This window comes from Clostridium sp. CTA-1 (assembly GCF_054768215.1).
In genome coordinates, this window is record NZ_BAAAAP010000004.1 from 14461 (window position 1) to 38270 (window position 23810).

A 23810-nucleotide genomic window follows, 5' to 3' on the forward strand; every position below is an offset into this window, starting at 1 on the left:
TTATTAATCCATAGGAAGTTTATGTCTTTTGTAGTATAATATTTATGGACTTTAGAGAGGTGATATATTTGGTTAAATCAAGAAAAGATAGAAGAAAGAAAAAATTAAAACCAATGAAGATAGCATTAATTACCTTATCAGTTGCAATATTATTGATTTTATCAGCTTTTGCAACATATCAATATAATAATATAAAATCTTATAATAATTTAATTTATCCAGGAGTTTCTGTAGAAGGTATAGATTTATCCGGAAAAACTAAAGAGGAAGCAAAAAAGATTATACAAGAAAGGTATTGGAATAAATTGTTAGGTAAGAATATTAATGTAAAAGTTAAAGATAAGACCTATACATTAAAGTATTCTGATTTAAAACTTACAAATAATTTAGACAATCTATTAAAGGATGCAGAAGCTTATGGAAAAAATTTGATAATCTTTAAAAGGTATAGTTTGATAAAAAATAAAACTCCTAAAAATTATTCTATAAATTTCAAATATGATGAGAAGGTAATAGACTCATTAATAAGTAAAATAGAAAAGGATGTAAATATAAGTCCTATAGATGCATCCTTAGCTTTAAACGGGGGTGGCTTTGGTGTTATATCTCATAAAAATGGGGAAAAATTAGATAAAGATAAATTAAAAAAAGATTTGATCCCTAAAATAAATAATGATATATCTAGTGATATAACAGAAAAAGCTGTAATGAAAACAGTTACGCCTAGAATCACAGAAGACAAGCTACAGGGGGTAGGTAGAATGATAGGATCTTATTCAAGTCATTATGGGTCTATATCTTCACCTCAAAGGGCAAACAATATAGCTACATCTACAAGTGCTATAAATGGTAAGATATTAATGCCAGGAGATGTGTTTAGTTTTAATGGGGTTGTAGGGCAAAGAACAGCAGAAAAGGGATATCAAGCAGCACCGGTTATAGTAGGTGAAAAAATAGAAAATGGATTAGGTGGCGGAGTATGTCAAGTTTCTTCGACTTTATTCAATGCCGTAGCAAGCTGCAACTTAGAATCTGTAGAAAGATCGCACCATACTAAACCAGTGCATTATGTACCACAGGGTATGGATGCTACTGTAGATTATGGAAATATAGATTATAAATTTAGAAATAATTTGCAAAGCCCCGTTTATATAGAGGCTTATACAAGCAATGGTAATGTAGTATTTAATCTTTATTCAAAATAATAGTAATTATAAATTAATTAATAATACAATTAAGTTTTATAATAGGCCCTCTTAAAATAGATTTAATTTTGAGATGGCTTATTTTTATATGGATTAATTAATAATAAATATTAATTAATAGTAAGATTCATGGAATTTTTATTTAAAGTTATATATTTTTTATATATTTTTATAGTATAATTTTAATATTAATTAATGAGGTGATTTTGTGTGAAGAGTAAAAAAGCTAGAAGAGTATTAACTCTTATTTTCTTATTAATGTCAATTTTGTTTGGAGTATTTTATTATATTTATAAAGAAGTGAGCGAATTTGATAGTGTTATTTATCCAGGGGTTTCTATAGAAGGCATAGACTTAACAGCGAAAACTAAAAATGAAGCTAAAAATATAATAGAAACTAAATACTCAAAAACTATAGTTAAGAAAAATATAAATATAACTTGGAATAATAAAAAATATAATTTATCCTATGCTAAATTGAATCCTACATATAATATACAAGAAACTATAAATAATGCTTATGGTTATGGAAAAAACTTAAATATATTTAGTAAATATAAAATAATTAAGTCTAAAAGTGTACAAAACTACCCATTAAAGTTTTCTTATGATAAAAAAGTTATGGATGAATTTATAGGTTCTATAGAAAAAGATATAAATAAAGAAGCTGAAAATGCTAAAATCAATGTAAATAAAGGTTCAATATCAATAGTTGATGATAAAAAAGGATTTAAATTAGAAAAAGATAATTTGAAAAAAATATTATACTCTAAGATAGATGGTAAAAATTTAAAAGATATAAATGAAAAAGCTCCAGTTAAGATTCAGGAATCTAAAATAAAAAAGAAACAATTAGAAACGGTAAATTCAAATATATCATCATATACTACTAATTATGGATCTATATCTTCACCACAAAGAGCAAACAACATAGAAATATCAACGAAGGCTATTAATGGAACTTTACTAATGCCTGGAGAAAGTTTTAGTTTTAATAATACTGTAGGACCAAGAACAGCAGAAAGAGGATATCAGGGAGCACCTGTTATTGTTGGGAACAAAATAGAATCAGGATTAGGTGGAGGTATTTGTCAAGTATCAGGTACATTATATAATGCTATGTTAAAGGCAAATATAAATGCCACAGAAAGAGTTCGCCATACATTTCCATCTACCTATGTTCCTATAGGAATGGATGCTACAATAGATTATGGTAACATAGACTATAAATTTAAAAACACATTGAAATATCCTATATATATAGAAGGAATAACAGATGGAGCAAATGTAATTTTTAATATATATTCTAATAGTTCTTTAAAAAACAAGACATATAATATAAGTTCTGAAATATATGAAACTGTAACTCCTAAAGAGCAATATATTGATGATTCTAATATTCCATTAGGCAAAACAGAAATAGTACAGGAAGCTCATACAGGATATAAGGTTAAAGTTTATAAAAGTACAGTAGAAAATGATAGTGTTGTAAAAAAAGAATTGTTATATACTGATTTTTATAAACCTGTGGATAAAATTATAAAAAGAGGAACTAAGAAATAAAATATAATGTTGTTACATATACTTTAGAAATAAATTGCATACTATAATTAAGGAGTGATAGTATGTTTATTCCCAAAGCAGTTATATTTGAAGAAAAAGCTTTAGAATATGGTAGAGGAAAAGAAATTTTAAAAGAGTTAAAAAATAAAAATATAGAAATAAAATACTCAAAAACAGGAAGAGTAACAGGAAGGGGAGATAGAACTCCAAATGAAATGTATTTTGAAGGTAAAAATACATTAGTAATAGGCATAAGAAAGTCCTTAGATTTTCAAAGTTGTAAACCATCAGCTCATTATCAGTTGCCTTTAGTAAGTGGATGTATGGGAATGTGCGAATATTGTTATTTAAATACTCAAATGGGGAAAAGACCTTACACAAAAGTTTATGTAAACACAGAAGAGATTTTAAATAAGGCTGAAAAATATTCAAAAGAAAGATTGCCTGAAATTACAGTTTTTGAAGGGGCTGCTACATCAGATCCTATACCAGTAGAGCCGTATTCACATTCCTTAAGGGATACTATAGAATTTTTTGGTGAAAAGCCAAATATGAAATTTAGATTTGTAACTAAATTTACAGATGTAGATAGCTTAGTCAACTTAAATCATAATAGAAATACTACTATTAGGTTTAGCATAAATACAGATAATGTAATAAAAAATTTTGAACATAGAACACCGCTAGTTTCAGATAGGTTGGAGGCTGCCCAGAAAATAGCAAAAGCTGGGTATAGTTTAGGATTTATTATAGCACCAGTGTTTATATATGAAGGTTGGGAAAAAGATTATTTAGAGTTATTAAAAAACATAAATGCTATGTTTAAAGGTATTCCTGTAGAATTTGAAGTGATATCCCATAGATTCACCAAAAGGGCTAAGGATAATATATTAAGTGTGTTTTCAAACACAACTTTACCTATGGTAGAAGAGAATAGAAAATTTAAATATGGTCAGTTTGGATATGGAAAGTATATATATAAAGATGAAGAGTTACAGAATATAAAAAAGTTCTTTAGAGACAATATAACAAAATTTTTTGGAGAAGATAATATTAATTATATTATATAGAGAATTAACATTTTGTTAATTCTTTATGTTCTTTACTAAAGCTTTAGAATAGAGTAATATAGTTATTGTAATAAGACTTTTATCCGATGACTACCCGTTCTAATACTCCCATCTTCTTCAAAGTGGGAGCAAAGAGCGGGTACGTCCCTGGATAACGATTTCTAAGCTTCAGAGGGAGTAAAAACTCCCCTTGGAGCCAAGAACTTTGTTTATACTTATTAGTTTAAATATATATTATAAAAATGGGAGGAAATGTTTTGAGTTTAAATATAGTATTATTTCAACCAGAGATACCACAAAATACTGGTAATATAGCAAGAACATGCGTGCTTACCAATTCTAGATTACATCTAATAAAACCTTTAGGATTTAGTTTAGATGAAAAGCACTTAAGAAGAGCAGGATTAGATTATTGGAAATATTTGGATTTAACTATATATGAATCTTATGAGGAGTTAAGAGAGAAATACAAAGATTCAAATTTTTATTTTTCAACTACTCATGGCAATAATTTTTATACAGATGTTAAATATAGTGATGGAGATTTTATTGTTTTTGGAAGAGAATCTTCAGGGCTACCAGATGAAATAAGAGATAGTGATCCTAGTAAGTGTATAAGAGTTCCAATGATTAATACAACTACTAGGTCTTTAAATTTGTCTAATACTGTAGCTATAGTTACCTATGAAGCTTTAAGACAAGTTGGTTTCCCAGATATGAAATAGGAGGATCTTGGCATGGAGAAGATAAAAATCATAACAGATAGCACTGCTGACTTACCTAGGGATATAATAGAAAAGTACGACATAGAGGTAATACCCTTATTTGTAAGTTTTGGCGATAAAGTTTACAAAGATGGTATAGATATAAAATTAGGGCAGTTGTTTACTAAAATAGAAAAGGAAAATGTGTTTCCACAAACTTCTCAAGTAAATCCTCAAAGATTTTATGAACATTATAAGAAATATATAGATAAGGGATACAGCATACTTTCTATACATTTATCCTCTAAAATGAGCGGTACTTATCAATCAGCATGCTTAGCAAAAGATATGTTAGATAGTGATAATATTACAATTATAGATAGTAATAATGTAACATCAGGTTTAGGTCTTTTAGTTATTAAGGCTTGCAAATTAAGAGATGAAGGGCTTTCTATGGATGAAATAGTAAAAGGTGTAAAAGAAACTATACCACACATTAAAAGTGTACTAGCCTTTGAAACTTTAGATTATTTAGTAAAAGGTGGAAGGCTCTCAAAAACAGCAGGCTTTATAGGAAATGTATTGGGAATAAAACCAATATTGGCTGTAGAGAATGGGGAAATGGTAGTTAAAGATAAAGTAAGGGGTAGCAAAAAAGCTATAAGAGCTATATTTGAATATATAAATAAATTAGGCCTAAAGCAAGGTGAACCTTGTATTTTATTACATGTAGAGAACAAAGATATACTAGGTACTTTAAGAGATCACTTAAATCAGGATCAAACTGACTTTATAGAATGTATGGTAGGCTGTGTAGTAGGAATTTATGCTGGACCGAGAGCTTGCGGTATATTCTTTATAGAAGATTATTAATTAAGAAATCTTTTTAGCTATATTCTAATTATAAGAATATGGCTAAAAATATGAGAGCAATGTATACGATTTCAAATATAACGATATATAATTATACTATATAAAAAATATGAAATTTATCATATATAGTAATTATAATTAATATATATAAAATAAAAAGGTAAAATTAACAAAAGATTAATAAAATTTTATATATTCAGACAAAAAAAGAAGGGAAAAAAAATGATTTGTAGAATTTATTCATTGCTAGATAAATTACCAATTATATCATAGGAGGGGAATTTAATGAAAAAGAAAAAGATAATAGCGCTGTTAGCTACTGCGGTTATGGCAGTTTCATTATTTGCTGGTTGTGGGAGTAAAGATAGTGCTGGGGAACAATCAGCAGAAAAGAAAGAAAAGGTAAAAGTAGGCCTTTCTACAGATGAGGGAGGATTAAATGATAAATCCTTTAATCAGGCTGCAGATGAAGGAGTAAAGAAAGCACAAAAAGAGCTTAACGTAGATTATAAACCAATAGAATCAAAGCAGAAGGAAGACTACGAATCAAACTTAGAAGCTCTAGTAAATGATGGATCAAATTTAACATTTGGTATAGGATACCAAATGGAAACAGCTATGACAAATGTTGCAAAAAAATATCCTGACAAAAACTTTGCTATAGTTGATACTGATAAAGTAAAAGAGCCAAACGTTCAATGTTTAACATTTAGAGATAATGAAGGTTCTTTTTTAATGGGCGTTATAGCAGGAAAAATGACTAAAACAAATAAGGTAGGCTTTATAGGTGGTAAGGATTCTGCAGCTATAAATAAATTTGAAGTTGGTTTTGCAGCTGGTGTTAAATCAGCTAATCCAGAAGCAGCAAAGGGATTAATAGGAACAAAAGATAAACCAGGTTCAATGGTAAAATATGCAGATAGCTTTGGTGATACAAATAAGGGATATGAATTAGGAAAATCATTGTATGGTGCAGGATGCGATGTTGTATACCATGCAGCTGGTGGAGTTGGAATAGGATTATTTAAAGCTGCAAAAGAATTAAATAAACCTGATAAAAAGATATGGGCTATAGGGGTTGACAGAGACCAAGCAGTTGAAGTGAAGGAATATGCTGATATAATACTATCAAGTATGATAAAAAGAGTTGATGTTGCCACTTTTAATGCAACAAAAGAAGTTGTAGATGGTAAATTTAAAGGTGGAAAACATATAGAATTAGGATTAAAAGAAGATGGTGTAGATATAGCACCTACATCAAATAAAAATACTTCAAAAGAAACATTAGATTTAATTGAAAAATATAAGAAAGCTATAAAAGATGAGAAAATAAAAGTTCCAGCTACAAGAGCAGAACTTGCTAAATTTACTTCAACAGAAATCAAATAATTTATATATGTAATATTAGAAAATATAATGTTATAAAAGCTAGATGTACTCAACATCTAGCTTTTATAAACTATATATATTATAATTTTAGTTGTAGAACGTTTACAAATTTAAGAGTATGAAAAATACATGGAGGGAGGCATCTAGTCTAGAAGGTATATAAACTTACGACTAGAAAAGAATAAATGGAAAAAGTAATTGAGATGAAAGGAATAACTAAAGTTTTTCCTGGAACTATAGCTAATGATGATGTTAGCTTTGATTTGAATAAAAGTGAAACTCATGTATTGTTAGGTGAAAATGGTGCAGGAAAAACCACCCTTATGAATGTATTATATGGATTATATCAGCCAGAAAAAGGCGAAATATTTGTTAATGGTGAAAAAGTTAATATATTAGGACCTAATGATGCTATTAAACAAGGAATAGGTATGGTGCACCAGCACTTTATGCTAGTTCATAATTTTACTGTAGCAGAAAATATAGTACTTGGAACAGAACCTAGAAAAGGGGTTAAGTTAGATATAAGTAAAGCCATAAAAGATGTGGAAGAAATATCAAAAAAATATGGTTTTTCAATAGATCCTAAATCTGTTATAGAGGATATATCAGTAGGACAACAACAAAAAGTAGAGATATTAAAAGCATTATACAGAGGAGCTGAAATACTTATATTAGATGAACCTACAGCGGTTTTAACGCCGCAGGAAATTGATGAATTAGGTATAATTATTGATAATTTAAAAAAGCAAGGAAAATCTATTATACTTATAACACATAAATTAAAAGAAGTTATGAAGATGAGTGATAGAGTTACAATAATAAGAAGAGGTAAGGTTACAGGTTCCGTTAATACAAAGGAAACTAATATAGATGAGTTGGCAGAACTTATGGTAGGAAGAAAAGTTAATCTCCAAATGGATAAAAAACCTCAAAATCTAGGAAAGGAAATATTAAAGGTAGAAAATCTTAGAGCTAAGGATAAAAGAGGTGTTAATGTATTAAAGGAAGTTAATCTTTCTGTAAGGCAAGGAGAAATTGTTGGTATAGCTGGGGTAGATGGAAATGGGCAAAGTGAATTTATAGAAGTTTTAACAGGTCTTAAGAAGGCGGATGCTGGAAGTATAAATCTTAATGGAGAAGAAATACTTAATAAATCATCAAGACAAATAATAGATAAAGGTGTAGGACATATTCCTGAAGATAGACATAAGAGAGGATTAATACTCAAATATTCACTTTATGAAAATTCTGTTTTGGGAAAACATCATAAAGCACCTTTTAGTAAAGGTATAGTTATGGATTATAAAGCTATAAGGAAACATTGTAATACACTTATAGAAGAGTTTGATGTAAGAACTCCAAATGATGAAGTTAACGCATCTGCATTATCTGGAGGTAATCAACAAAAACTTATAGCAGCTAGAGAAATATCTAAGGATCCAGATTTGCTAATAGCATCTCAACCTACTAGAGGATTGGATGTTGGGGCTATAGAATATATTCATAAGAGATTGGTAGCAGAAAGGGATAATGGTAAAGCTGTTTTATTAGTTTCGTTAGAATTAGATGAAATATTATCTTTATCTGATAGAATTGCTGTTATGTACGATGGTAAAATAATAGAAATATTAGATAGAAAAGATGCCACAGAACAAAAACTAGGTGTATTAATGGCTGGGGGAAAATTAGAAGATAATAAGAAAGAGGTGAAATAAGGTGAGTGACAATAACAAGAAAAGAACAATAAGTAATGGTCTCATAAACGTTCTAAAGTCTTTAGCATTTCCACTTGGTGCAATTGTAATTTCTATACTTGTATCCGTATTCTTTGTTATGTGGGCAAAGGGATATTCAATAACTCAATATTTTTCAGCTTTTAGTGATCTTTTCACTACTATATGGCAAGGAAGCTTTGGAGATAAAAGAAAAACTCTTGAAACAATGATATATGTCACCCCTTTAATATTTACAGGAGTAGCTAATGCTATAGCCTTTAGATGTGGATTATTTAATATAGGGGTTGAAGGACAGTTTATAGTAGGAATGATATCTGCAGCAATACTAGGACTTATTCCAGGATTGAATCCAGTTGTACATGGGATATTAATAATATTAGGTGGAATAGTAGCTGGTTCTATTTGGGCAGGAATACCAGGATATTTAAAAGCTAAGATAGGAACAAATGAAGTTATAAACACAATAATGATGAATTATCTAGGATTATATTTGGGAAATTATATAATATTAAGATCTAGATTTGCGGTTAAAAGTTCAGCTAGTACGCCTATAATTCAAAAAAGTGCTCAATTATTAAGGTTTAGTAATATGAGTAGAGCTAGTATAAGTTTAATAATAGGAATAGTGTTTGCTATATTTATATATTGGCTTTTATGGAAAACTACCATAGGATATGAAATAAGAGCAGTTGGATTTAATCCATCTGGAGCTGAGTATGGCGGGATTAATATAGCTAAAAATACAATTTTAGCTATGGTTTTATCAGGAGCTATTGCGGGTATAGGTGGAGCTACCCATGTAGCAGGTGTTATGCATCAAGCACAAGATATGATGGTATTACCTGGGTTCGGATTCGATGGTATAGCCGTTGCACTACTTGCCAAAAATAACCCTATAGGGTGTATAGCTTCTGCTATATTATTTGGAGCATTAAACAGTAGTTCTAAGATGCTTCAACTTAATGGCATACCAAAACAAATAGTTTATCTTGTTCAATCAATAATAATAATATTTGTAGCAACTGATTATATAGTAAAATATTTCTCAGAGAAAAAGAATAGGAAGGTGTTAATCAATGGATAGCTTAATCATAATAGGATTAGTAACAGCCACATTAAGGACAGCCACACCTTTAGTTTTCGCAGGACTCGGAGGAGTATTCTCAGAAAGAGCTGGTGTAGTTAATATAGGACTAGAAGGAATGATGGTCATGGGCGCTTTCTTTTCAGTATATGGTACATATTTAACAGGAAGCCCTTTAATTGGTATATTATTTGCAATAGTAGCAGGAGCTTTGATTGCATTGTTACATGCATTTTTAAGTATATCCTTAAAAGCAGATCAGGTTATATCAGGTACAGCAATAAATTTATTTTCATCTGCATTAGCTAGCTTCTTAATTTTTAAAATTTTTAAAAAGGGTGGGCAAACAGATATAGTTAAAGCATTAGCTTACAATGTACCGGCCTCAGCAAAATCAATACCTATAATAGGACCTATATTATCAGGAATAAATTGGTTTGTGATCATTGCTTTAATACTTGTTGTTATATCTCATTATGTTTTATTTAAAACTCCAGTTGGATTAAGAATCAGAGCAGTAGGTGAACATCCTAAAGCAGCAGATACTTTAGGAATAAATGTTTATAAAGTTAGATATCTATGTGTTATGTTATCAGGGGCTTTAGCAGGGCTTGGAGGAGCAGCATTAATAGGTATAACCCCTGTTTATAGAGAAGGAATGGTTGCAGGTCGTGGATTTATTGCCTTAGCAGCTATGATATTTGGTAATTGGAAACCTTTTGGAACTATGTTTGCTTGTTTATTATTTGCTTTTGGAGGTTCTTTCGAAATATTTGCTCAAGGTTTTAGTTGGAATTTGCCATCTGAATTTTATTCAAGCATACCATATATATTAACAATGTTAGCATTAGCAGGATTTGTAGGTAAAACTACAGCACCAGCTGCAGACGGACAGCCATATGAGAAAAATAGTAGATAATTTAATGGAGTTAGAAGTAAGCTTCTAACTCTGTTTTTATTTTTTGAATAAAAATAAATATTTTTGAAACAATATAGTGTTAGATATTATGTTAATAAAAAGGAGGATACAATGAAAAATTTTGGGATTAAGGTTAGTATAAGTTTGATTTTATTATTGTGTGTATCAAGTAGTTATGTATATGCTTTTAATGAAGAATCAAAAGTAGATAATAATTCAGAAGAAAATAAGATAATATATTTAACTTTTGATGATGGACCTAGTATAAACACTAACAAAGTATTAGATGTATTAAATGAATACAATGTTAAAGCAACATTTTTTCTTATAGGAAATCAAATTAAAGGTGAGGAAAATGTTGTAAAAAGAACACAAGATGAAGGTCATAGTATAGGATTACATACGTATACTCATGATTTTAAAAAAATATATTCTAATAATCAGGCTTTTATAGATGAAATGTTAAAATGTCAGGAAGAAATCTATAAAGTAACTGGTACTAAGCCTAATATAATTAGATTTCCAGGTGGTAGCGTAAAAAGATTAAATAAAGGATTTAAAAAGGAATTAGAGGAAAAAGATTTTAAAGTATATGATTGGAATGTAGATTCTCAAGATGGCATAAAACCAAAGATGTCACCTAATAATATATTTAAAAAAGCTACTAAAAGTAATGTTAAAAATGAACCTATAATATTACTTATGCATTGTGATTATATGCAAAACAATACTTGTAAGGCTTTGCCAGGTATAATAAAATTCTATAAAAATAAAGGTTATGAATTTAAGACCATTAATAATGAAACACCAGAATGCTATTTCCCATTAAGAAAATAAATAATTATAAGTAAAAGAGAGACCATTTTATATTTAATAATGGGCTCTTTTTATATTGGCTTTTATATACTAATATAAAAGCTAAATTAATTAATATTAGAGCTATAAGTATTTTTAATTCTTAAGTCTGATGTAGTAAAATTTTTTTTATGATATAATTAAAATGAAAGGGGGGTGTAGGAATTTATGAATATGAATTTTGGCTTATCCTTAACACAGGAACAAAAGTTAATAATGACACAACAAATGCAGCTGTCTATTAAGCTTCTTCAGATGTCTACCTATGAGTTACAACAATATGTTGAAAAGGAAGTTCAAGAAAATCCTGTTTTAGATTCTCAGAATATTCATAAAGAAGATAAGGGTATAGAGGATATAAATTATAAAAAATTAATCAAACATTTAGAGGATAATGGAAATGAATATGGTAGTTATAGTAACTACAATAAAGAAGAAGAAACCTCACCTTTTAATTTTATATCTAATGAAAAATCATTAAAAGAATACTTACAAGAGCAAATTATAGAATTAAATGAAAACAAATACATAAAGTCCATATGCATATACATAATAGAAAACATAGACGATAAAGGGTATTTATCTGTAAACGATGAGGAAATATCTGAGGAATTAAAAGTACCATTAGATTCAATAAAAGAAGCCATAGATATAGTACAGTCATTAGAACCAGATGGTATAGGTGCTAGGAATTTAAAAGAATGTTTAAAGATACAATTAAAAAAGAAATCCATAAATAATAGCAAGATATGTGAAATTATAGACAATTATCTTCCTTTAGTAGCAGAGAATAGATATAACGTTATATCTAAAAAACTTGGTATATCAATAAAAAAGGCTCAGGAATATGGAGATGTTATAAAAACTCTTCAGCCTAAGCCCTCAAGAGGATTTTATACTGGTGATGAAGTAAAATACATAGTTCCAGATGCATATATAAAAAAAATAGATAACGAATACTATATAATTATGAATGAGGAACTATTACCTAAGTTAACAGTAAATAATTTATATAAAGAGATAGTTTTAAATGATACGGATGAAAATGCAGTAGAATTTGTAAAAGAAAAATTAAATAGTGCTATTTTTTTAATTAAAAGTATAGAAAATAGAAAATCTACAATTTATAGAGTATTAGAAAAAATTTTAGAAATACAAAGGGATTATTTTGATTTTGGAATTGAGTTTTTAAAACCAATGACTTTAAGGGAGATAGCTGATAGTTTAGGTATGCATGAGTCTACTATAAGTAGAGCTATAAGAGATAAATATATAAATACTAATAGAGGCACCATACTTATAAAAGATTTATTTACCACAGGAATTACTGCTAATAATAGTACAGGAGAAGATATTTCTGTAGAATTTATAAAAAAAGAAATAAAAGAATTAATAGATAAAGAAGATAAGAAAAAGCCTATATCTGATCAAATAATATGTAATATATTAAATAATAAGGGTATACAAATATCCAGAAGAACTGTGGCTAAATACAGAGAAGAGCTAGGTATACAATCTTCAAAATGTAGAAAGCGTTTTTAAAAGCATGAGTTATAGATTATCATGCTTTTTTTATTTAAATATTAAGTGATTCTTAGATTTTTAGGCGGAGTTTGCTTAGAATAGCTTATCTAGTGATTGTCATTGATAGTATAAAGATTTTGAATAATCGAAGCTTTACAATTCTATATTATTTTGCTAGAAGATAGGATAGTATAAATACTATCAATGGAATAAATTAAATTTGGTGAATTATGTAAAGATGTAAAATTAAAGATATAGAATTAAAAATACTGTTCGGGGGAAAAATAAATTTGAATTTTTAGAAATAATATTGAAATTAAAAAAAAATTTTGAAAAATTTTAAAAAAACCCTTTAAAAGTAGGAAAGATTATCTTATAATATAAGTGGGACATAAAAAAGATACAAGGGACTTAAAAAGTCCAAGGGTTTAATAGAAGCTGAGGAGTGTTCACAATGGAAGGTATTCTAAAGTTGCAGCAAAAGATAGTTCCGGAAATGTTAAAGTTATTAGAAAAAAGATATAACATATTAAGGACTATTTACTATAAACAGCCTATAGGAAGAAGAGTTTTAGCAAATGATTTAGAAATAGGTGAAAGAATAGTAAGGACAGAAATTAATTTTCTAAAAAGTCAAAGCTTAATAGATATTAATTCTTCAGGTATGACTGTAACAAAAGAAGGGGAAGAAATAATAGATAAGTTAAAATCCTTTATACATGAAGTAAAGGGATTAAAAGAAATAGAAAATACAATTAAAAATAAATTAGAAATATTTCAAGTTATAATTGTTCCAGGAAATTTAGATGAGGATATAACAGTTAAAAATGAATTAGGAAAAGCTGCAGCTAATTATTTGAAAAATATAGTACAAGATAAAGATATAATAGCATTAACTGGTGGCAGTACTGTAAAAGAAGTTGTAGATAATATGCCAAAAATAAATACCTTAAAGGATGCAGTTGTAGTTCCAGCAAGAGGTGGCATAGGAAGAGATGTAGAATTACAGGCTAATACTTTAGTTGCAAATTTAGCTTCTAAAATTAATGCTAATTATAAATTGATGCATGTACAGGATAACCTTAGCGAGGCAGCATTAAAAGCTGTTATGGAAGAAAAATCAATAAAAGAAGTATTAGATATGATACACAAAGTTAATATACTAATACATGGCATAGGAATAGCTGAAGTAATGGCTACTAGAAGAGGAATTGCATCAGAAGAGATAGCATATATAGAAGAAAAAAAAGCTGTAGCAGAAGCTTTTGGATATTACTTTGATATGAAAGGTAATGTAGTACATTCAAGCCCAACTATAGGAATAAAAAGAGAAAGCATAAAAAATGCAAACAAACTTATAGCAGTATCAGGGGGCAAAAAAAAGGCTAAAGCAATACTGGCAGCAGAACTTAGAAATACAAATAGTGTATTAATAACAGATGAGGGAGCTGCTAGAGAAATTATTAATATTTTAGAAAATGAATAATACTAAATAATTTAATTTATAAAAGATAAAAATATATATAAAAAGAAAAATGTTTATAATTTTAGGAGGTACTTATAATGGTTAAAGTTGCTATTAATGGATTTGGAAGAATAGGAAGAAATGTGTTCAAGGCTTTGGTTAAGAACTATAAAGATGAATTACAAGTGGTGGCTATAAATGATTTAACAAGCCCAGCTACACTAGCTCATTTATTAAAATATGACAGTTTATATGGAAAATTCGATGGAACTGTAGAAGCTAAAGAAACTTCAATAGTAGTTAACGGAAATGAAATAAAAATATTTGCAGAAAGAGATCCAAAAAATATAGACTGGAATTCAACAGGAGCAGAAATAGTAATAGAATCAACAGGTTTATTTACAGATGGAGAAAAAGCAAATGCTCATTTAGGTGGAACAGTTAAAAAAGTTTTAATTTCAGCACCAGCTAAAAATGAAGATAAAACAATAGTTATGGGTGTTAACCATGAAGAATATGACCCAGCAAACCATAATATAATATCAAATGCATCTTGCACAACAAACTGTTTAGCACCATTTGCTAAAGTTCTTGACGAAAATTTTGGAATAGAATCAGGATTAATGACAACTATTCATGCATATACAGGAGACCAAAGAGTATTAGATGCTCCACACAAAGATTTAAGAAGAGCAAGAGCAGCGGCAGAATCAATGATACCAACAACTACAGGAGCAGCTAAAGCGGTTGCATTAGTATTACCACAATTAAAAGGAAAATTAAATGGAATGGCTGTAAGAGTACCAACTCCAACAGTTTCATTAACAGACTTAGTTTTCACAGTTAAAAAAGATGTAACTGTAGAAGAAATTAATGCAGCACTTAAAAAAGCAGCTGAAGGTGAATTAAAAGGAATATTAGGATACAGCGAAGAACCACTAGTATCAATCGACTACAGAGGAGACGAAAGATCTTCAATAGTTGACGCATTATCAACTAGTGTAATAGATAACAGATTAGTTAAAGTTGTTTCATGGTATGACAATGAATATGGTTATTCTCACAGATTAGCAGATTTAACTAAATTTGTAGCTGATAGACTTTAATATAAAAAAGTATAGAGGATACTTTTAGTTTGAATATAATTTAATAATTAAAAGTTCTCCTTTTATAAAAAAAGGTTTGGTTTCTCTATAATTCCAAACCTTTTTTACACATTATTAATATTAAGTTAAATATATTGATTTAATATAGTATTATAAGGAATAAATTTCTTGTAAATATATAGTAAATATTGACATTGTTATAGCAATAAAGCTAAAATAGAATAAGATAGTATAGCATAAATAAATTAATTGTATATACTAATAACCCCATAATATTATATAAGAGGTGAATGTCAATGAATTATAACAAAAAAAGTATAGAAGATATAGATGTAAAAGGCAAAAAAGTATTAGTAAGATGCGACTTTAATGTACCACTAAGCGAAGGCAAAATAACAGATGAAAATAGATTAGTAGGAGCACTTCCAACAATTAAGTATTTAATGGAAAAGGGTGCTAAAATTATACTTTGTTCCCATATGGGAAAACCAAAGGGAGAACCTAAAAAGGAACTTTCATTATTACCAGTAGCTAAAAGATTATCAGAAATGTTAAATAAAGAAGTAATATTTGCAGATGATGATAATGTAGTTGGTGAAAATGCTAAAAAATCAGTAAAAGATATGAAAGATGGAGATATAGTATTACTACAAAATACTAGATATAGAAAAGAAGAAACTAAAAATGAAGAAGTTTTTTCAAAGGAATTGGCCTCTCTTGCAGACTTATTTGTAAATGATGCCTTCGGAACAGCTCATAGAGCTCATTGTTCAACAGTAGGGGTTACAAATTATCTAGAAGAAGCTGCTTGTGGATATTTAATACAAAAAGAATTAAAATTCTTAGGAAATGCAGTGGAAAAACCAGAAAGACCATTTGTAGCAATATTAGGTGGAGCTAAGGTTTCAGATAAAATAAATGTTATAAATAATCTATTAGATAAAGTAGATATTTTAATAATAGGCGGAGGAATGGGATATACATTCTTAAAATCTCAAGGATACACTGTAGGAGATTCTCTATTAGAAGAAGATAAAGTAGAATATGCAAAAGAAATGATAAATAAAGCAAAAGAAAAAGGTGTAAATTTATTACTACCAGTAGATATTACAATAGCTGATAGATTTGATAAAGATGCAAAACCTATTATAACTGAAGACCAAAATGTTGGCGAGGGATATATGGGATTAGACATAGGACCTAAAACAGCAAAAATGTACTCAGATGCTATAAAATCAGCAAAAACAGTAATATGGAACGGACCTATGGGAGTTTTTGAATTTAAAAATTTTGCAAATGGAACTATAGAAGTGGCTAAGGCCATGGCAGATTCTGATGCTGTAACAATAATAGGCGGAGGAGATAGTGCAGCTGCAGTAAATATTCTTGGATTTGGAGATAAGATGACTCATATTTCTACAGGTGGCGGAGCTTCTCTAGAATTCTTAGAAGGAAAAGAACTACCAGGAATAGCGGCTCTTAACGATAAATAAAAAGTAGAAAATAAATAGTTATACAGTAGTATTTATAAAATATATTGGAGCGTGATTTAAAATGAGAACAGCTATAATAGCGGGAAACTGGAAAATGAACAAAACTGTAAAAGAAGCAGTAGAATTAGTTAAAGAATTAAAACCTCTTGTTAAAGATGCAAAATGTGATGTAGTTGTATGCCCTACTTATGTATGTCTTCCAGCTGTATTAGAAGAAGTTAAAGGAAGCAATATAAAAGTAGGTGCTCAAAACATGCACTTTGAAGAAAATGGAGCTTATACAGGTGAAATAGCACCTAAAATGTTAGAAGAACTAGGAGTTCATTATGTAATTATAGGACATAGTGAAAGAAGACAATACTTTAATGAAACAGATGAAACTGTAAATAAAAAAGTAAAAAAAGCCTTTGAACATAATTTAATTCCAATAGTTTGTTGTGGAGAAAGCTTAGATCAAAGAGAAGGAAACATAACAGAAAAAGTTTTAGAAGAACAAATAAAAGTTGGATTAAAGGAATTAAATAAAGAACAAGTAGAAAAACTAGTTATAGCATATGAACCAATTTGGGCTATAGGAACAGGAAAAACTGCTACAGATGAACAAGCAAATGAAACTATAGGATATATAAGAACTGTAGTAAAAGCTATGTATGGTGAGAGCGTTGCAGATAAAGTAAGAATACAATACGGTGGATCTGTTAAACCTGGCACTATTAAAGCTCAAATGAATAAAGAAGAGATTGACGGTGCATTAGTAGGGGGCGCAAGCTTAAAAGCAGAAGATTTTGCAGCTATAGTAAATTATTAAAAGTGATAAGCTATAAGTTACGAGTTCTTTTAGATTAGTACTTCTCATTTGTATATTTTTATTTAATGAGATTTGGAGGTAGAAATGAGTAAAAAGCCAGTAGTTTTAATGATACTAGATGGATTTGGATTAACAAATAAGGTGGATGGTAATGCAGTATCAGCAGCCAACAAACCTAATTTAGATAATATATTAAAAAAATATCCATATACTCAATTAGGTGCCAGTGGGATGGAAGTAGGTCTTCCAGAAGGTCAAATGGGTAATTCAGAAGTAGGACATTTAAATATAGGTGCAGGAAGAATAGTATATCAAGCTCTTACAAAAATAACAAAATCTATTTCTGATGGAGATTTTTTTGAAAATGCAGCTTTAAATAAAGCTATAGAAAATGCAAGAAAAAATAATTCTACGCTACATCTTTTAGGGCTTTTATCACCAGGTGGAGTACATTCTCATATAGACCATTTAAAAGGATTAATAAAATTAGCAAAAGAAAAAGATATTAAAAAAGTTTATATTCATGCATTCTTAGATGGAAGAGATGTAGCACCATCATCAGCTAAAGAATATATAGAAGACATAGAAAATTATATGAAAGAGATTGGTGTAGGGGAAATAGCTACAATATCAGGAAGATATTATGCAATGGATAGAGATAAAAGATGGGAAAGGGTACAACTTTGTTATAATGCTATTGTATTAGGAAAAGGTGAAGAAGTTAACTCAGCAGTAGAAGGGTTAGAAAAATCTTATAGAGACAATAAAACTGATGAATTTGTTTTACCAGCAGTAGTATTAAAAGAAGGAAAACCTAAAGCAAAAATAGAAAATAAAGATTCAGTGGTATTTTTTAATTTTAGACCAGATAGAGCTAGAGAGCTTACAAGAGCTATAAATGATAAAGTATTTGATGGTTTTGAAAGAGAAACTTTAGATTTAACTTATGTTACTATGACAGAATATGATAGTACTTTAGAAAATGTAGAGGTAGCTTTCCCTCCAGAACATTTAAACAATACTTTAGGGGAATATGTAAGTAAAAATGGTAAAAAGCAATTAAGAATAGCTGAAACAGAAAAATATGCTCATGTTACTTTCTTCTTTAATGGTGGAGTAGAAGAGCCTAACGAAGGAGAAGATAGAGTTTTAGTTCCATCACCAAAGGTAGCAACTTATGATATGCAACCAGAAATGAATGCATATGAAGTTACAGATAAACTTTTGGAAAAATTAGATGAAGATAAATACGATATGGTAATATTAAACTTTGCAAATCCAGATATGGTAGGTCATACAGGAGTATTTGAAGCAGCAAAGAAAGCTATAGAAACTGTGGATGAGTGTGTAGGTAAAATAGTTAATAAAATTTTGGAGAAAGATGGGACTGCATTTATTACAGCTGACCATGGAAATTCAGAAGAAATGATAGACTATTCTACAGGAAAGCCTATGACCGCTCACACAACAAATCCAGTACCATTTATGTATGTATCTAATAATAGTAAAGAACTAAGAGAAGGCGGAAAATTAGCAGATATAGCACCAACAATGCTACAAGTTATGAACCTTCCTAAACCTATTGAAATGACAGGGAATAGTCTTATTAAATAATAGAGAAACTATATTTAAGATAAAATAATTTTTTTAAAAATAAGGAGGACCTAACATGAAAAATTATATTGAAATAGTAGATGTATATGCAAGACAAATCTTAGATTCAAGATGCAATCCTACAGTAGAAGTAGAAGTAGAATTAGAAGACGGAACAGTAGGAGTAGCAGCAGTTCCATCAGGAGCTTCTACAGGAGCTTTTGAAGCAGTTGAATTAAGAGATGGAGATAAATCTCAATACTTAGGTAAAGGTGTTTTAAAAGCTGTAGATAATGTAAACACTACAATAGCAGATGAACTTGTTGGAATGAATGTTTTAGATCAAGTAGCTATTGATAAAACTATGATAGAATTAGATGGAACAGACAATAAAGCAAAATTAGGTGCAAATGCAATGTTAGGAGTATCTTTAGCTTGTGCAAAAGCTGCAGCTAACTCTTTAGGAATGAGTTTATACCAATACATAGGAGGAGTAAACGGAAAAGTTTTACCAGTACCTATGATGAACATAATAAATGGTGGAAAACATGCGGACAACAATGTTGACCTTCAAGAATTCATGATAATGCCAGCAGGAGCTCCTTCTTTCAGCGAAGCTTTAAGAATGTGTTCAGAAGTATATCATGCATTAAAATCAACATTAAAAGCACAAGGATATGATACAGGAGTAGGCGACGAAGGTGGATTTGCTCCAAACTTAAAATCAAATGAAGAAGCTATAGTAGTTATAATAGAAGCTATAAAGAAAGCTGGATATACTCCAGGAGAAGATATATTCATAGCTTTAGATCCAGCTTCATCAGAAATATTTGAAGATGGAAAATACAACCTAGCAGGAGAGGGAAGAGTATTAACTCCAGAAGAAATGGCAAACTACTATGTAGAATTAGCAGAAAAATACCCAATAATCTCCATAGAAGACGGTATGGCAGAAGAAGATTGGGATGGTTGGAAAATCCTTACTGAAAAAATAGGAAACAAAGTTCAATTAGTAGGAGACGATTTATTCGTTACAAATACTGAAAGATTATCAAAAGGAATAAAATTAGGAGTTGCAAACTCAATTCTTATAAAACTTAACCAAATAGGAACATTAACAGAAACATTAAATGCTATAGAAATGGCAGAAAGAGCTGGATATACAGCAGTAGTATCTCATAGATCAGGAGAAACTGAAGATACAACAATAGCTGACTTAGTTGTTGCAGTAAATGCAGGACAAATAAAAACAGGTGCTCCAGCAAGATCAGAAAGAGTTGCTAAATACAATCAATTATTAAGAATAGAAGAAGAACTTAATGATATGGGAGAATACAGAGGATTAAAAGCATTCTACAATATCAATAAATAATAATTTTTAAAACAAGGGACTGCTCATAGTATGGGTAGTCCTTTAATCTATAAAAATATATATGTAATTAAAATATAAACGAATTCCTTAAAGTTAAGTCGTTGTGTTAGTGTAAATTATGTGATAAAATAGTTTTGTATATTGTGTATTAAATGGGAAAATTATAACAGTAAAGATATATAATCTTTTACATATTAGGAGGATATAAAATGCATACATTTTCAATAATATTATTAACTATAGTTTCAATAACATTAATAGTAGTAGTCCTAATGCAACCTAGTAAAACTAATGGATTAAGTGGTTTTATGGGTGGAGGTTCAGAAACTTTTTATTCAAAAAATAGAACTAGAACTTCTGAATCAGTATTATCAAGGATTACTGTAGTATGTTCTATATTATTTGCTATCATAGTATTAGCACAAAATTTATTAGCTAAATAATAAAAATTAAAAGAGTATGATTTAATTAGCTGTTTAATGTGAATAATTAACAGCTATTTTTTTATAAAAAATTTTAAAAAATGTTAATCAATTAGTGGATAAATTTGCTATGATATAAATAACATATAAAAATCATTAATTGTATTATAAAAAATAGATTAATGCTTAGAATATATGTTATAAGCCTTTAATTAGTAGGAGGGATTTTATGAAGATAAGAGAAACAATATTAGCTTTTATGGAAGAACAGGCATATAAACCTATGAATATAAAAGAATTAAAGCAGGTGTTTGGAGTAACTAAACATGAATACAAAGATTTTGAGAAAATGTTAAAGGATATGGAAAAGGACGGACAAATAGTTAAAACAAGAACGGAACACTATGGTATACCAGCCAGAATGGGATTAGTTGTAGGAAAACTTCAAGGACATCAAAAAGGCTATGGATTTGTTATACCAGAAGAAGAAAGAGAAGATATTTTTATACCAGCATCTAGTATGAATGGAGCTATGCATACTGATAGAGTATTAGCTAAAATTACTAAAGAATCAGCTAATGGAAAAAGATGCGAAGGTGAAATAATAAGAATATTAGAAAGAGGCAATAAAACAGTCATAGGCATATACGAAGATAGTAAAAACTTTGGTTTTGTGGTTTCCGATGATAAAAAGATATACCAAGACATATTTATACCAAAGGGAGATAAAAATGGAGCAAAAACAGGTCAAGTAGTTATAGCAGAAATTGTAACCTATCCAGAAAAGAGAAGAAATCCTGAAGGAAGAGTTATAGAAATATTAGGTAATAAAGAAGATAAGGGTATAGATATATTAACCATAATAAAGAAAAATAAATTACCAGAGGAGTTCCCACCAAAGGTACAAAGTTATGCAGACAATATATCAGAAGCAATTCCAGAAGAAGAGTATAAAAGAAGGAAAGACTTAAGAGATTTAACTATTGTTACTATAGATGGAGAGGATGCTAAGGATTTAGATGATGCTATATCTTTAGAAAAACTACCAAATGGAAACTATTATTTAGGAGTACATATAGCAGATGTATCTCACTATGTAAAAGAGAAAAATCCACTAGACAAAGAAGCTTTAAAAAGAGCAACTTCAGTATATCTTATAGATAGAGTAATACCAATGCTGCCTAAAAAACTTTCTAATGGAATATGTAGTTTGAACCCTAAAATTGATAGATTAACCTTAAGCTGTTTTATGGAAATAGATAAAAACGGTAAGGTAGTAGATCATAAAGTGGTAGAAAGTATAATAAAAAGCACTGAAAGAATGACTTATACAGATGTAACTAAAATACTAAGAGATGAAGATGAGGAAACTATAAATAAATATAGTAATTTAGTAGATTATTTCAAACTTATGGAGGAACTTTGCAAAATACTTTACAAGAGAAGATTAAAAAGAGGAGCTATAGATTTTGATTTTGAGGAATGTAAAATAATATTAGATGAAAAGGGTAAACCAATAGATATAAAACCTTATGAAAGAGCTATAGCAAATAGAATAATAGAGGAATTTATGCTTGTTTGTAATGAAACTATAGCAGAGCATATGTTCTGGTCTAATTTACCTTTTGTATATAGAATACACGAAGATCCAGATGAAGAAAAATTAATGCATTTTAACGAGTTTGTTCATAATCTAGGATATGTTATAAGATGGAACAACGATATTCATCCAAAATCATTGCAAAGTATTATAGAAAAAGTAAAAGGAGAAAAAGAAGAAACTGTAGTTAGCACATTGCTTTTACGATCCTTAAAACAAGCAAGATACTCCCCAGAATGTATAGGGCACTTTGGGCTAGCTGCAAGATATTACTGTCATTTTACTTCCCCAATAAGAAGATATCCAGATCTTATCATACACAGAATAATAAAAGAATATATAAATGGGCAGATTGATGATAAAAGAGCTACAAGGCTTACAACAGAAGTAGAATATGCTTCTAAACAATCTTCAGAAATGGAAAGAGTAGCTCAAGAAGCTGAAAGAGAAGTAGATGATCTAAAGAAAGCAGAATATATGAGTGAAAGAATAGGAGAAGAATACGAAGGAATAATATCCTCAGTAACCAACTTTGGAATGTTTGTAGAACTACCAAATACAATAGAAGGATTAGTTCATATAAGTACATTATCTGATGATTACTATATATATGATGAAAGAAGATTAAGTTTAATTGGAGAAGCTAGCAAAAATATATATAGATTAGGAGATACAGTAAAAATTAAAGTTTCAAAAGTAGATTTATTTAGTCATGAAATATATTTTGATATTATAAAAGATGATGAAGAAGATAAAGAAGAGGCTGAATTTATAGAAGAAACAGAAAAGTATAATACTAATATATAAGTTAAAGATTATTTAAGAGAAACTCAGTTTAAAATTAATACTGAGTTTCTTTATAAGTTTTAAAAAATATATATTATATTTATACATACAATCTAATATAACATTTTTATCTTATATTATTTCATTTCAAGGTAGATAATTGTATAAAAGACCAATTGGTTGATTAAAGGTTATATACAGTAAAAATCTATGTAAACTAAGTTTAACTTTAAAAAATTG

General features: G+C 29.0%; 19 protein-coding genes. All 19 read left to right on the plus strand.

Translation table 11 applies throughout. The annotated features are described in order from the left end of the window. Window positions 1–68 precede the first annotated feature (68 nt). The 19 genes from ACYUEW_RS04055 (at window position 69) to rnr (ending at window position 23591) form a co-directional block, all read left to right on the plus strand. The gene (locus tag ACYUEW_RS04055; protein WP_080333474.1) at window positions 69–1205 is read left to right on the plus strand and encodes a VanW family protein; all 1137 of its coding nucleotides are present in this window, start codon (window positions 69–71) and stop codon (window positions 1203–1205) included. Window positions 1206–1415: 210 nt separating this feature from the next. Then, the gene (locus ACYUEW_RS04060; RefSeq protein ID WP_003487753.1) at window positions 1416–2768 is read left to right on the plus strand and encodes a VanW family protein; all 1353 of its coding nucleotides are present in this window, start codon (window positions 1416–1418) and stop codon (window positions 2766–2768) included. Between the two features lie 62 nt (window positions 2769–2830). Beyond that, window positions 2831–3838, plus strand: a complete 1008-nt coding sequence (gene splB, locus ACYUEW_RS04065) for a spore photoproduct lyase (RefSeq protein ID WP_460276261.1) — start codon at window positions 2831–2833, stop codon at window positions 3836–3838. A 257-nt stretch (window positions 3839–4095) separates the two neighbouring features. Beyond that, window positions 4096–4563 (plus strand): tRNA (uridine(34)/cytosine(34)/5-carboxymethylaminomethyluridine(34)-2'-O)-methyltransferase TrmL, encoded by a 468-nt coding sequence (gene trmL, locus ACYUEW_RS04070; protein ID WP_030032978.1) that lies wholly within the window; start codon window positions 4096–4098, stop codon window positions 4561–4563. Between the two features lie 12 nt (window positions 4564–4575). Next, the gene (locus tag ACYUEW_RS04075; protein WP_265202663.1) at window positions 4576–5415 is read left to right on the plus strand and encodes a DegV family protein; all 840 of its coding nucleotides are present in this window, start codon (window positions 4576–4578) and stop codon (window positions 5413–5415) included. 285 nt (window positions 5416–5700) lie between these two features. Beyond that, window positions 5701–6804 (plus strand): BMP family lipoprotein, encoded by a 1104-nt coding sequence (locus ACYUEW_RS04080; protein WP_460276262.1) that lies wholly within the window; start codon window positions 5701–5703, stop codon window positions 6802–6804. Window positions 6805–6989: 185 nt separating this feature from the next. After that, complete coding sequence (locus ACYUEW_RS04085) at window positions 6990–8522, plus strand: ABC transporter ATP-binding protein (protein ID WP_460276263.1); 1533 nt, start codon at window positions 6990–6992, stop codon at window positions 8520–8522. Between the two features lies 1 nt (window position 8523). Next, window positions 8524–9627, plus strand: a complete 1104-nt coding sequence (locus tag ACYUEW_RS04090) for an ABC transporter permease (RefSeq protein ID WP_003487744.1) — start codon at window positions 8524–8526, stop codon at window positions 9625–9627. After that, window positions 9620–10546, plus strand: coding sequence for an ABC transporter permease (locus ACYUEW_RS04095; RefSeq protein WP_045516020.1), 927 nt, complete (start codon window positions 9620–9622; stop codon window positions 10544–10546). Before ACYUEW_RS04090 ends, ACYUEW_RS04095 begins: the two co-directional genes overlap by 8 nt. Before the next feature lie 111 nt (window positions 10547–10657). Continuing rightward, on the plus strand, window positions 10658–11383 hold the full coding sequence (locus ACYUEW_RS04100; RefSeq protein ID WP_042385884.1) for a polysaccharide deacetylase family protein: 726 nt from the start codon (window positions 10658–10660) through the stop codon (window positions 11381–11383). A gap of 192 nt (window positions 11384–11575) precedes the next feature. Beyond that, window positions 11576–12943, plus strand: coding sequence for an RNA polymerase factor sigma-54 (gene rpoN, locus ACYUEW_RS04105; RefSeq protein WP_187116471.1), 1368 nt, complete (start codon window positions 11576–11578; stop codon window positions 12941–12943). 436 nt (window positions 12944–13379) lie between these two features. Beyond that, window positions 13380–14411 carry a sugar-binding transcriptional regulator gene (locus ACYUEW_RS04110; protein ID WP_003487740.1) on the plus strand — a complete coding sequence of 344 codons (1032 nt, stop codon included), beginning with the start codon at window positions 13380–13382 and terminating at the stop codon, window positions 14409–14411. 77 nt (window positions 14412–14488) lie between these two features. Next, on the plus strand, window positions 14489–15496 hold the full coding sequence (gene gap, locus ACYUEW_RS04115; protein WP_003355926.1) for a type I glyceraldehyde-3-phosphate dehydrogenase: 1008 nt from the start codon (window positions 14489–14491) through the stop codon (window positions 15494–15496). Between the two features lie 296 nt (window positions 15497–15792). Further along, window positions 15793–16989 (plus strand): phosphoglycerate kinase, encoded by a 1197-nt coding sequence (locus ACYUEW_RS04120; RefSeq protein ID WP_042385882.1) that lies wholly within the window; start codon window positions 15793–15795, stop codon window positions 16987–16989. Between the two features lie 61 nt (window positions 16990–17050). Beyond that, a complete protein-coding gene (gene tpiA, locus ACYUEW_RS04125) occupies window positions 17051–17797 on the plus strand; it encodes a triose-phosphate isomerase (protein WP_043030958.1) in 747 nt (248 codons plus the stop codon). Window positions 17798–17881: 84 nt separating this feature from the next. Next, window positions 17882–19411, plus strand: a complete 1530-nt coding sequence (gene gpmI / locus ACYUEW_RS04130; protein WP_061325422.1) for a 2,3-bisphosphoglycerate-independent phosphoglycerate mutase — start codon at window positions 17882–17884, stop codon at window positions 19409–19411. Between the two features lie 55 nt (window positions 19412–19466). Next, window positions 19467–20762: a phosphopyruvate hydratase gene (gene eno / locus ACYUEW_RS04135; protein ID WP_003487736.1), complete on the plus strand. Its 1296-nt coding sequence runs from the start codon at window positions 19467–19469 to the stop codon at window positions 20760–20762. A 209-nt stretch (window positions 20763–20971) separates the two neighbouring features. Then, window positions 20972–21205: a preprotein translocase subunit SecG gene (gene secG / locus ACYUEW_RS04140; RefSeq protein ID WP_003487735.1), complete on the plus strand. Its 234-nt coding sequence runs from the start codon at window positions 20972–20974 to the stop codon at window positions 21203–21205. A 208-nt stretch (window positions 21206–21413) separates the two neighbouring features. Then, window positions 21414–23591 carry a ribonuclease R gene (rnr, locus tag ACYUEW_RS04145; protein WP_460276265.1) on the plus strand — a complete coding sequence of 726 codons (2178 nt, stop codon included), beginning with the start codon at window positions 21414–21416 and terminating at the stop codon, window positions 23589–23591. Window positions 23592–23810: the final 219 nt, after the last annotated feature.